The 11549-nt window shown below is 61.8% G+C and carries 13 protein-coding genes; 8 read left to right on the forward strand and 5 right to left on the reverse strand.

Going from position 1 to position 11549, the window contains the following annotated elements:
- On the forward strand, positions 1-135 hold a 135-nt coding region (locus MUW49_RS10140; RefSeq protein ID WP_210538105.1), incomplete at its 5' end, for a transposase.
- A gap of 132 nt (positions 136-267) precedes the next feature.
- Complete coding sequence (locus MUW49_RS10145) at positions 268-1038, forward strand: transporter substrate-binding domain-containing protein (RefSeq protein WP_244812679.1); 771 nt, start codon at positions 268-270, stop codon at positions 1036-1038.
- 46 nt (positions 1039-1084) lie between these two features.
- Here MUW49_RS10145 and MUW49_RS21900 read toward each other — a convergent pair whose 3' ends face one another.
- Positions 1085-1207 carry a hypothetical protein gene (locus tag MUW49_RS21900; RefSeq protein WP_010675895.1) on the reverse strand — a complete coding sequence of 41 codons (123 nt, stop codon included), beginning with the start codon at positions 1205-1207 and terminating at the stop codon, positions 1085-1087.
- A gap of 295 nt (positions 1208-1502) precedes the next feature.
- Here MUW49_RS21900 and yjbD point away from each other — a divergent pair, with 295 nt between their 5' ends.
- A complete protein-coding gene (gene yjbD / locus MUW49_RS10150) occupies positions 1503-1787 on the forward strand; it encodes a DUF3811 domain-containing protein (RefSeq protein ID WP_039040119.1) in 285 nt (94 codons plus the stop codon).
- Positions 1788-2179: 392 nt separating this feature from the next.
- Entirely contained in the window at positions 2180-2389 is a 210-nt protein-coding gene (locus MUW49_RS10155; RefSeq protein WP_010675897.1) for a cold-shock protein, read from the forward strand.
- Positions 2390-2565: 176 nt separating this feature from the next.
- Here the strand turns inward: MUW49_RS10155 and MUW49_RS10160 are convergent, their stop codons facing one another.
- Entirely contained in the window at positions 2566-3951 is a 1386-nt protein-coding gene (locus MUW49_RS10160) for an ATP-binding protein (protein WP_041214050.1), read from the reverse strand.
- Between the two features lie 7 nt (positions 3952-3958).
- Entirely contained in the window at positions 3959-4681 is a 723-nt protein-coding gene (locus MUW49_RS10165) for a response regulator (RefSeq protein ID WP_010675899.1), read from the reverse strand.
- Between the two features lie 199 nt (positions 4682-4880).
- On the opposite strand from MUW49_RS10165, the gene MUW49_RS10170 reads away from it, so the two are divergent.
- Positions 4881-5237: a hypothetical protein gene (locus MUW49_RS10170; protein ID WP_244812681.1), complete on the forward strand. Its 357-nt coding sequence runs from the start codon at positions 4881-4883 to the stop codon at positions 5235-5237.
- Positions 5238-5528: 291 nt separating this feature from the next.
- Positions 5529-7523 (forward strand): methyl-accepting chemotaxis protein, encoded by a 1995-nt coding sequence (locus MUW49_RS10175; RefSeq protein ID WP_244812683.1) that lies wholly within the window; start codon positions 5529-5531, stop codon positions 7521-7523.
- Positions 7524-7585: 62 nt separating this feature from the next.
- Here the strand turns inward: MUW49_RS10175 and MUW49_RS10180 are convergent, their stop codons facing one another.
- On the reverse strand, positions 7586-7999 hold the full coding sequence (locus MUW49_RS10180) for a hypothetical protein (protein ID WP_010675902.1): 414 nt from the start codon (positions 7997-7999) through the stop codon (positions 7586-7588).
- A gap of 130 nt (positions 8000-8129) precedes the next feature.
- Positions 8130-9131 carry a sensor domain-containing diguanylate cyclase gene (locus MUW49_RS10185; RefSeq protein WP_039040121.1) on the reverse strand — a complete coding sequence of 334 codons (1002 nt, stop codon included), beginning with the start codon at positions 9129-9131 and terminating at the stop codon, positions 8130-8132.
- A 387-nt stretch (positions 9132-9518) separates the two neighbouring features.
- Between MUW49_RS10185 and glnK the strand changes: the two genes are divergently transcribed.
- Positions 9519-9857 carry a P-II family nitrogen regulator gene (gene glnK, locus MUW49_RS10190; RefSeq protein ID WP_039040122.1) on the forward strand — a complete coding sequence of 113 codons (339 nt, stop codon included), beginning with the start codon at positions 9519-9521 and terminating at the stop codon, positions 9855-9857.
- A gap of 25 nt (positions 9858-9882) precedes the next feature.
- A complete protein-coding gene (locus tag MUW49_RS10195) occupies positions 9883-11124 on the forward strand; it encodes an ammonium transporter (protein WP_042864817.1) in 1242 nt (413 codons plus the stop codon).
- Positions 11125-11549 lie beyond the last annotated feature (425 nt).

Consider the following 11549-nt stretch of genomic DNA (forward strand, 5'->3'; position numbering starts at 1 on the left):
TACCCGATGCACACGAGTGTGCTGGAAGGGGTGAACAACAAGATCAAAGTGATAAAGCGTATGGCATATGGATTTAGGGACTCAGAATACTTTTTTCTGAAAATCAAGGCGGCCTTCCCCGGAAAGCCGCGATGAACCTTTTTTTACCTGTTTCTGACGCATTCACCTCCCCCGACGACCATGTTGCTGCCACTCTCCCGCGCTTTACGTCCCCTTCGTCCAGGCTTGTGGCTATCATCGAGACGATTTCTCCCTTCGGGAACCTGCATGAACCACTTGAGCCGTCTGCTGTGCTTCGCCCTGCTGATGTTCGGCGGCCACCTTGCTGCGGAGCCGCTGCGGGTCGGCGTCAGCTTTGCCATTCCTCCCTATGTCATCAGCCACGAAGACAGGGGCATCGAACTCGATCTCATGCGAGAGGCCTTCGCAGGCAGCCCCCATGAGCTGCAGGTCGTCTATCTTCCCCTGGAGCGCACCTTCAGGATGCTGGAGGAAGGCAAGCTGGACGCCATCATCAACGTCAAACCCGGCATGCTGGAAAGCGCCTACCTCTCACAGCCGGTGATCACCTTCCACAACCGGGTCTTTACCCTGGCGCCGACGGCAGTCCACACCATGAAGGATTTGCAGACCCTGCGAGTCAGTGCCTTCCAGCGTGCACGGCAGATCCTGGGAACGACCTTCTCCGACATCGTCGACCAGAATCCCCGTTATGAAGAGGTGGCGAGGCAGGAGGGACAGGTACAGCGGCTCCTGCTCGGGCGCACCGATGCCGTGATCCTGGAACAGCGGGTGTTCTACTACTATCTGGTGCAGTTGCTCGGGGATGACCAGGAGGGCGACCGCTATCCCAAGGACAAGGTCAGACAGCACGACCTCTTCCCCCCGACTCACTACCACTTCGCCTTTCGCGAGGCGGGCCACCGACAATGGTTCGACAGACAGCTCGCCAAGATGAAGGCGGACGGGCGCTATGAGCGGATCTTTGCCGCCTATGGCACCACCTCTACTGCCGGAGACAAAAAAGCCAGCCCATGATGGACTGGCTTGATACCGGCTCCAGGGAGCCGCAGTGGATGGAGCGTTACTTCATCGCGCTGCCGTTTTTCAGCTCTGCTTTCTGACGTTTGGCTTCGCGTTTCTCTTTCAGTGACATCTGCGGTTTTTTCTTGGCATCTTTGCCGTGATGCTGTTCTTTGTTGCTCATCATCAGACTCCAAAAAGGTTACCTGGACAGTTGGAACGGGTGTTCCAGCATGTCAGCCGAATCGTGGATTTCAGTACGCCAACAGTGACGATCGGGGATCGCACTGGCCTCAGCATACTCCCAATCTTCCGCCGGGATCCAGCCTCCCGGCAGCGCCTGTCAGCCAGGCGTTCCCGTAGCGTGCCCCCCCGGGAATGACGACCGGGCGACACTTTTGGCATCCGAGGACGGATGGTCAGCCTGTCTCCGGTGGATGTGTGTTAGGGTGGGCATTCAACGATCGCAGGAGCGCGTCATGAAGAAGCTGGAAATGAAGGATCTGACCGAGGCCGAGAAAGCCGAGATTGCCCTGCTGGTGCAAAAGGCCCAGGCCAATGCCGATCACACCCTGACCAACGGGGAGCGCAACAAGATCCGCGAAGCAGGACGCCAGAAGATTGCCGCCGATCGCGCCCAGGCCGCCAAGGCGGCTTCCGCACTGGCGCGGGAGAAAGCCAAGGAGCGAGCCAGTGCTCAAGTACTGCCCGACACCTTCAGCTGGTCCGATTCCGTCAGCAACAAATACCGTGGCAGACGGTAACGGCAGCATGAATGCTCGCAGATGACGCTGCTGCAAAAAAGGGGGCAGGCAGAGCGTCATGTCATCTCCCTGAAAAGGGCAGCAGGAGGCCCCTGCCAGCTGATGCACACCCGGATAAAACCCCGATCCAGCCATCACTGACTGAAACGAATACCAAGATAAAGATTGCCATGACAGGGTGTGCGTGTTCTAATCGTTTTCGATGGTTCGGTAGTTCAGACCTGATTATGTTAGGCAGTCATCTTAAAGCAGTGATTTGTGCAGGCAGTTATCCCCGATAATTCTTGCCAGATAATTCTCCTTCTTTAGTGCTCCCCATACGTATTTCTGACGAAAAATCATGGATTGCCGCTCCGGTGGCGTTTCACTAATCACTACTCAAGGAAATTATCATGTCCAAAATGACTGGTACCGTAAAATTCTTCAACGCCGAGAAAGGCTTCGGTTTCATCTCCCCGGCTGACGGCAGCAAAGACGTGTTCGTTCACTTCTCCGCCATCCAGTCCAACGGTTTCAAAACCCTGGAAGAAGGTCAGCGCGTTGAGTTCACCATCGAGCAAGGCCAGAAAGGCCCGGCCGCTGCGAACGTCGTTCCGCAGTAATTCAAGCCGGAGCACCTTCCCCTCTTTGGGCAAGGGCCTCAGCAAGAATTGAAAAAACCCGCTTCGGCGGGTTTTTTGTTGCGCGTTTCCGGGTGACCGGCGTGTTGCCCTGCTTCCCTCTCGCCACGGGGAGCAAAAAGGCACCCTGGTGGTGCCCCATTTCCTGGTCAGGTTCCTTACAGGGGCAGGCTGATCCGCGCTTCCAGCCCCCCCTCCTCGCGATTGTGAAGGCTGAGCTCACCGCCGTGCTGGTGCACCAGGGTGCGGGCGATGGCAAGCCCCAGTCCCACGCTGCCAGACTCGGTATTGCGGGCTTCATCCAGGCGCACGAAGGGCTTGAACACCTCCTCCAACTGACTCTCCGCAATCCCCGGCCCCTGATCGCGAACCAGGATCAGCAACTCCCCGTCACCGCGCACCAGCGAAACCTCGGCCCCCCCTGCGTACTTGATGGCGTTGCCGATGAGGTTTTGCAGCACCCGGCGCAGGGTGTTGGCGCGGCAGGCGTAAACCTGCTTGCCCTCGGCCAGGCAGGTGACGGGCTGGCCCATGTCGGCATAGTCGTCACACAGGCTCTCCAGCAGGCTGACCAGATCCAGCTCCCGGGTCGCCTCCTGCTGCCCCTCCTCCCGGGCAAAGCTCAGGGTCGCCGCCAGCATCTGCTCCATCTGCTGCAGGGTCTGCTGGAAGCGCTCCTTGTCTTCCCCGTCCGCCAGAAACTCGCTGCGCAGCCGCAGGCTGGTGATGGGGGTGCGCAGGTCGTGGGAGATGGCGGCCAGCATCCGGGTTCTGTCCTGCACGAAGCGATCGAGCCGGGTGTGCATCCGGTTGAAGGCCTGGATGGACTCGCGGATCTCGGTGGGCCCCTCCTCACGCAGGGGCTCGATGTCCTCACCACGCCCCAGCCTGTCGGCGTTGGCGGCCAGTTGCTTGAGGGGACGGGTCGCCCGGCGGAACAGCCAGATCATCAGGCCGATCACCAGGCTCGCCACCAGCAGCAGGTTGAGGGTGGTCTGCCAGGACCAGCTCGCCGTCTCCTTGTCCACCAGGGAGCTGAACTGGAGCCAGCCGCCGTTGGGCAGTTCGATGGAGCCGTAGAGCCGCATGTCCTGGGGCGGCGGCATGCCGTTGCGATCCTTCATCATGCGGTTGTGGTGCTGCCAGGCCCGGCTGCGCTGGATGTCCTGCTTCAGCTCGGCGCTGATCTCCACCGCCAGGGAGGATGGATAGCCGAGCTTGGCCCGCACCAGCTTCTCGAAGCGGGGGCTGCGGTTGTCCGGCTGCAACGGCTCGTCGGCCAGACGCAGCAGCAGGGTCTCGCTGCGGCTTGCCTTGAGGATCTCATGATAGAGGGAAGGAGGAGAGAGGGAGAGCAGGCGCACCACGGAGATGATCCGCTGCATGGCGTTGCGGCTGTTGACGTAACCGAGGGCCTCCTCCCTGTCCGAGCGGTAGATCTGTATACTGAGCAGCTGGATCAGCACCAGCCCCGCCAGGGCCACCAGCACTATCTGGCCGGTCAACCCCTTGGGCAGCAGCCTGGCGAAGACGCGCTTGATCATGTCGGCCTCACTCCTGGGTCACGTCGGCGGCGAACAGGTAACCGCCACCCCAGATGGTCTTGATGAGCTCGGGATTCTTGGGATCCCGCTCCAGCTTGCGCCGCAGTCGGCTCACCAGGGTATCGATGGCGCGATCGAAGGCCACCGCCTCCCGGCCACGGGCCAGATCCAGCAACTGATCCCGGCTCAGCACCCGCTGGGGCCGCTCCAGAAACACCTTGAGCAGATCGAACTCGGCGGTGGAGAGGCTCATCCCCACCCCCTCCTCGTCCACCAGCTCACGGCGATTGACGTCGAGCAGCCAGCGATCGAAGCGCAGATCCCGGGTCAGTGTCTCCGGCACGGGCAGGCTCTCCGCCTGGGTACGGCGCATCACCGCCTTGATGCGGGCCAGCAGCTCCCGCGGGTTGAACGGTTTGGAGAGGTAGTCGTCCGCCCCCATCTCCAGGCCGATGATGCGGTCCGTCTCCTCCCCCATGGCGGTCAGCATGATGATCGGCAGACGGGATTTGACCCTGAGCTCGCGGCACAGGGTGAGGCCATCCTCCCCCGGCATCATCAGATCCAGCACCAGCAGGTCGAACTCCCGCTCATCCAGCAGCCGCTTCATCTCCTTGCCATCGCGGGCGCAACTGACGCGCATGCCATGCTGCTCCAGAAAGCGCTTGAGCAGATCGCGGATCTCGCTGTGGTCATCGACCACCAGAATATGAGGGCTGCCTTGGTTCATCATCATCTCTCCGTTATCGGGCTGGGGCGATTATACGAAAATCAACCGGGCGGGTTGTGTCAAAGTGTGCCAGCACGCCCCTGTGCCACACTCTGCTACAAAATAGGCTTCTACTGGCAAATTTCAGACACTTCCACGGTGTTTACTGGATACCAAGGCGAAAGAGCCTCTACCCGTACACATCCGACAGGAGTTACCCATGAAAAAGCTGACCAAGACCCTGCTGACCGCCACCCTGATCCTCAGCCTGCCGCTGGGCGCCTATGCCGCCAGCGAGGCGGTCTCCACCGCGCAACCGACCCAGGCCACGGCGGCCGGTTGCCCCATGGACGGTTCCGGCATGATGGGCGGCAAGCATCATGGCGGCCGCCACGACAAGATGGCCCGCATGAAGAACATGACCCCGGAACAGATCCAGGCTCACCTGCAACAGCGCTACGACAAGATTGAAGACCCGGCCAAGAAGGCCGAGTTCGTGAAAAACCTCGGGCTGCGTGCCGACGGCATGATCAAGCACGCAGAGGTGATGAAGCAGTTCGCAGAAGCAAACCAGTAAATCGAAGTAATGAAGCCGTTTGCCGAAGCAGACCAGTAAGTCGACGTAATGAAGCGGTTTGCCGAAGCAGACCCGTGATCCGGCGGGGCCCTGCCCCGACACCGGCGAAAACGACAGGGTGGCGCAAGCCACCCTTTTTTTGTCTCCCCCCCCCAGTTTTTTCACCTTTTCCTGCCTGGCCGCATCATGTTATGTGAGCGATAACAAACGTTTCACTTTCGAAATAAATCATAATGGTCCCTCACACAACAGACGCGGGCACGATCCCGGGCACAGTGGACAGGAGTCGTTATGGGATGGAATCTGGGCACAATCAAGGGGCGCTATACCGCCGTTTTTCTGGGCTTCATGGCGCTGGTGTGCGCCCTGACGGTGATCGGCATCCAGATCTGGATCACCCCCGCCCTGCAAAAAGCGGGGGAGGAGAACGTGGCGCTGCGAGTCGGCGAGATAGCGACCGATATCCGTGACCAGCTCAACGGGGTGCAGACCCAGTCGCGCAGCATTACCCAACTGGTGGCACAACTGCCGAGCGAGCAGATAGATGCCCAGCTCCCGGCCCTCATCGACCAGTACGGCAACGGCATGGTCTTCGGTGGCGGCATCTGGCCCCTGCCGGACAAGCGGGAGGCGGGGCGCGCCAAGTTCAGCACCTTTTTCCACAGGGATGCGTCCAACGCCCTCATTCCCAACACCTACTGGAACTCGACAGAGGCGCCCAACTATTTCGATCAGCCCTGGCACAAGGCCGGTCAGCAGGCGCCCCGTGGCGTCTGTGCCTGGGCCGCCGCCTACAAGGATGGCGCGAGCCAGCAGCCGAGAACCAACTGCGCCATGGGGATCTACCAGGATGGCGCCCTCTACGGGGTGTCGACCATAGACGTCACCCTGGGCTTCTTCAACGACCTGGTGGCCAAGAAAGAGCAGGAGATCGGCGGTCAGGTGATGATCATCGAGGCTGACGGCAAGATCCTGAGCCGCAACGCCCGTCTGACCGGGGATGTGGTGCTCGGCAACCTCTCCGCCCACGCCGACTATCCCTTCGCCCTCGCCATCAGCGGACTGCTAGGCCAGGATGCGAGCAAGGGGCAGCTGCGCACCACCTTCCAGGATCAGGATGAGGAACAGACCCTGCTGATGGAGGCCATCGAAGGGACCCCCTGGTTGCTGGCCGCCGCCCTGCCGACCCGCACCCTGACCCAGGACAGCCGGGATGTGCTCGCCACCCTGGCGAGCATCCAGCTCCCCCTGGCGGGGCTGCTGTTCGTGCTCATGGTGCTGGCCATCAGCCAGCTTGGCAGCCGCCTGCAGACCCTCAAGCTCAACATCGACGCCCTCAGCGCCGGCGACGCTGATCTGACCGCCCGCATCCAGGTCAAGGGGCATGACGAGCTGGACAACATCGCCCTGTCGGTCAACCGCTTCATCGCCTTCCTGCAACAGATGATGGTGCAGGTGACCGCCGCCACCGACCTCATCACCCGCGAGCTGGCCCAGCTCGATCAGCAGACCGGGCAGGCCAGGCGGATCCTGGGAGAACACGCCAGCGAAACCGATCAGGTCGTCACCGCCCTCAACGAACTCAGCTCCACCGCCGACAGCGTTGCCCGCCACGCCAACGACTCCGCCAGCTTCACCGAGGCCGCCAACGGTCAGGCGGCAAGCTCCCGCAAGGTGGTGGGGTCGGCCTCCGCCAGCGTGGTGGCCCTCATCGACGAGGTGGATCTCGCCGCCGCCAAGGTGCTGGAGATGCAGGAAGATGCCCAGCAGATCGGCAGCGTGCTCGGGGTGATCGGCGGCATCGCCGCCCAGACCAACCTGCTGGCGCTCAACGCCGCCATCGAGGCGGCCCGGGCCGGTGAACAGGGCCGGGGCTTCGCGGTGGTGGCCGACGAGGTGCGTGCCCTCGCGGCACGCACCCAGAACAGCACCGCCGAAGTGGGCAGCATGTTGTCACGGCTCACCCAGGGGGTCGCCGAGGCCGTGGTCGCCATGGAGCAGACCAAGCGCAGTTGCCAGGCGGCGGCCGACACCACGGGGCAGGTCACCGGCGGCCTCGACACCATGGCCGACGCCGTGGTGCAGATCCACGATCTCAGCAGCCAGATCGCCACCGCTGCCGAGGAGCAGAGCCGGGTGACCGAGGAGATCAACCGCAACATGGTGAGCATTCGCGACATGCTGAACCTCCTGGTGGAGAACGGCGGCAACACGGAGCAGAGCGCCGCCACCCTGCTGGGGTCCAACCGCCAGTTGCTGGCTCTGGTACACCGCTTCAAGGTGTGAGCCTGAACACCAGGCAGCAAAAAGGGGCCCGCGGGCCCCTTTTTCATTCACCTTGCCAGGACTCAGGCCTTGTTGGCCAGGTTCAGGGTCTTCACGGTCTCGCCTTCGAACTTGATGACCACGTTCTTCTGGGCCACTTCGGAGTCTTTCAGCAGGGACTTGGTAGTCTCGGCCAGCAGCGGGGAGGCCTTGTTCAGAGCATCCAGGTCATAGGTCCACACTTCCAGACCGGCGTCGGTCTTGGTGCTGGCCGGGGCGCCCAGCTTGTCCTTGATGGCCTGCTTGTTGGAGCCGCCTTCCTTGATGTCCAGGGCCTTCTTGATCGCTTCGTTGGAAGCGGTGTCCATGGCGTTGCCAGCCATCTCTTTGGCGGTGCTGGTGACGCTGCTGGTCACGGTGTCGGTCAGGGAATCCATCAGGCCGGCGTGGGCAACCAGAGGCAGGGCGGTCAGGGCAATCAGCAAGGACTTTTTCATGAAGATACATCTCGCAAGAATGAAAAGAGCGCGCATGAAACCAGCGGGATGAATTGGAGTCAAGAAAATCCCTTGGTCAAGCCGTATTCGGGGGGGAAAAGCCCCGTAGCGGCTCCGACCAGTGCCCTTGTCAGCCGCTGAGCTGGTCCTTACCCGCCAGCTTGGCCCGGTAGAGCGCCCTGTCGACCCGTGCCATCAGGTGGGACACCTGCTCGTCGGGGTCGGACTCCACCAGCCCGAAACTCAAGGTCACGGGCTCGATCCCCTTGACCCTGGCATGGCTCAGGCGCTGCCTCAGCTTCTCGGCCACCACCCGGGCGTCGGGCAACCGGGTATTGGGAAGCACCAGCATGAACTCGTCACCCCCCCAGCGGGCCAGCAGATCGATCTCGCGGATGCAGCCCCGGGTCAGCTGCACGATATCGATCAGAGTCTGGTCCCCCACCCCGTGGCCATGGCGATCGTTGATCTGCTTGAAGTCGTCCACGTCCATGGCGATCACGGCAAAGGGCTCCTTGAAGCGCTTGGCGCGCTCATGCTCCAGCCGCACCGCCTGCTCCAGCCGATAGCGGCTGGCCGCGCCGGTCAGGGAGTCCGTCTCCGCCAGGCGGCGGTTTTCCTCCACCTGGAACTGCAATGCCTGGTTGAGCCGCTCCAGTTCGGCGGTACGCTGCGCCACCTGCTGCTCCAGGGTGCGGTTTTGCAGCTCCAGCCGGGCGTAGAGTTCCCGCTGGGCGTGGATGTTGCGGTGTGCCCCCACCATCCTGGCGACACTGCCGTCCGGGTTGCGTGCGACGATGCGGCCACAATCCGCCACCCAGAGGTAGTCACCGTTACGGCAACGGCAGCGGTATTCGGCCCGGTAGTCCGCCGCCCGCCCACTCAGGCAGGCATCGAAGCTCTCCATGACCTGCGCCAGATCGTCCGGGTGGATCAGGTTCTCCCAGGTAAAGACGGTGTTGTCGAGGGAGTGGGGCTCATACCCCAGCATCTGATACCAGCCGGGATAGCGATGGACATAGCCGGTGTTGGCATTCCAGTCCCAGAGACCGTCGCTCACGACCTCCAGCATGCCGCTCATCACGGCCTCGTCGAGGGCCGGTAGCCTTGTCATCTCATTGTCATGCAGCATGAAAACCTTCCTTGTTCTGCTACTCGGCACCACGGTTCCGCTTGTTGACCTGGCGGGAAAACCGGGCCTGCCGGTCGAGCCTTCAAGGGGGCGACTGGCCTCGACACCCCCGTCATGACGGGTTATCGGCCAGGTTGCCCTCTTGTTGAACAACAGTAGCAGCCCGCACACTTTCGAGTCTTGCGCGCCGTCACGCTCCCTTCCGTTCTTCTGCCGGCCAGATTGCACCACGGCGGTGCACACCTTTGGCGCAGCCCTGCCCATATTGGGCAAGCCTCGCTGACCAGGGTTGCGATTAATAAGTAAGTGCATGAATAAAAAGAAAAATACTTTTCTGGCGCAATATTTGCCTTTATCTGGGTGAACCACAAGGATTGGGGATATTGCATGAAATTAATCACCGCCATCATCAAGCCGTTCAAACTCGACGACGTGCGCGAAGCCATCGCCAGCCTCGGCGTCGAGGGGCTGACGGTTTCCGAGGTCAAGGGGTTTGGCCGCCAGAAGGGGCACACCGAGCTGTACCGGGGTGCCGAATACCAGGTGGATTTCCTGCCCAAGGTAAAGCTGGAGATCGCCACCCTGGCCGACAACGTCGAGCAGATCATCGAAGCCATCAGCAAGGCTGCCCACACCGGCAAGATAGGTGACGGCAAGATCTTCGTTTATGACCTGCAGGCCGCCGTGCGCATCCGCACCGGCGAGACCGACGCAGACGCCCTTTGATACGACTGGAACTGAGGAATACGACATGGAAGAGTTGATCACATCCGTCAGTGAGCTGCGCTATGCACTCGACACCTTCTACCTGCTGATCTCCGGCGTGCTGGTCATGTGGATGGCCGCCGGGTTCGCCATGCTCGAAGCCGGCCTGGTCCGCGCCAAGAACACCACCGAGATCCTGACCAAGAACATCCTGCTCTATGCCATCGCCTGCATCATGTTCCTGCTGGTCGGCTACAACATCATGTACGTGGACAACAGCGCCGGCGGCTGGCTGCCGAGCTTTGGCAGCCTGATGGGCAGCCAGGCGGACGACGCGGGCCACTCCCTGCACTCCGACTTCTTCTTCCAGGTGGTGTTCGTCGCCACCGCCACCTCCATCATCTCAGGTGCGGTGGCAGAGCGGATGAAGCTCTGGTCCTTCCTGCTGTTCTGCGTGGTGATGACCGGCTTCATCTACCCCGTGGAAGGCTACTGGAGCTGGGGTGGCGGCTTCCTGAAAGAGGCGGGCTTCTCCGACTTCGCAGGCTCCGGCATCGTCCACATGGCGGGCGCTGCCGCTGCCCTGGCCGCCGTGCTGCTGCTCGGCCCCCGTCGCGGCAAATATGGCAAGCAAGGGGAGATCTACCCCATCCCCGGCTCCAACCTGCCGCTCGCGACCCTGGGCACCCTGATCCTCTGGATGGGCTGGTTCGGCTTCAACGGTGGCTCCCAACTGGCGCTCTCCAGCGCCGCTGACGCCACCGCCATCGGCACCGTGTTCGTCAACACCAACGCCGCCGCGGCCGCCGGTGTGGTCGGCGCCCTGCTGGTCAGCAAGCTCACCTGGGGCAAGGCGGATCTCACCATGATCCTCAACGGCGCCCTCGGCGGTCTGGTCGCCATCACCGCCGATCCCGCCTCCCCCAGCCCGCTGTTCGCCAGCCTGATCGGCGCCCTGGCTGGTGCCCTGGTGGTCTACGCCATCGTCGCCTTCGATCGCCTGAAGATCGATGATCCGGTCGGTGCCATCTCGGTACACGGCGTCTGCGGCCTGTTCGGCCTGATGGTGGTGCCCTTCTCCAACACGAGCGCCACCTTCGGTGCCCAGTTGCTGGGTGCTGCCACCATCTTCGGCTGGGTCTTTGTCGTCTCCCTCGTGGTCTGGAGCCTGCTCAAGGCCACCATGGGCCTGCGGGTCAGCGAAGAGGAAGAGATGATGGGTGTGGATGTCCACGAGTGCGGCATCGATGCCTACCCCGAGTTCGTCAGCGTCAAATCGAGCATCTGACACGGCCATCGGATGTGGGGCCCGGGGGACACCCCGGGCCCCGTTTTTTTGGCGGCTCGGCGCCCCCTGAGAGCAGGAGGACGGTTCGAGTGATACCACTCTGCCAAGTAGCCGGTGAACCCTCTGCTTTGCCCCCTCCCCTTTTCAAGGGGAGAGTCGGGGTGTGCCGTGCCGATTGACGGATGGGGCCATAACCCCCTCCCCGCCTCCCCCTTGGCAGGGGGAGGAGCAACCAAGCGGCCATTCAAAACATCGATGTGGCAGCCACGTAGGTTCGATTCATGTACAGGATCTTTAGCGCCAACCAATTGAAATAGATATAAAAAAGGCTTCGTTTGTGATCTAATTTTATCGCCAAACAAAATCAACACGCGCGAAGCCTATGACCATTATTAATGCTAATCACTATCTGGAGCAACTCCTGG

It is taken from the genome of Aeromonas sp. LsrichE-8G (genome assembly GCF_022869435.1).
Lineage (GTDB): Bacteria > Pseudomonadota > Gammaproteobacteria > Enterobacterales > Aeromonadaceae > Aeromonas > Aeromonas caviae.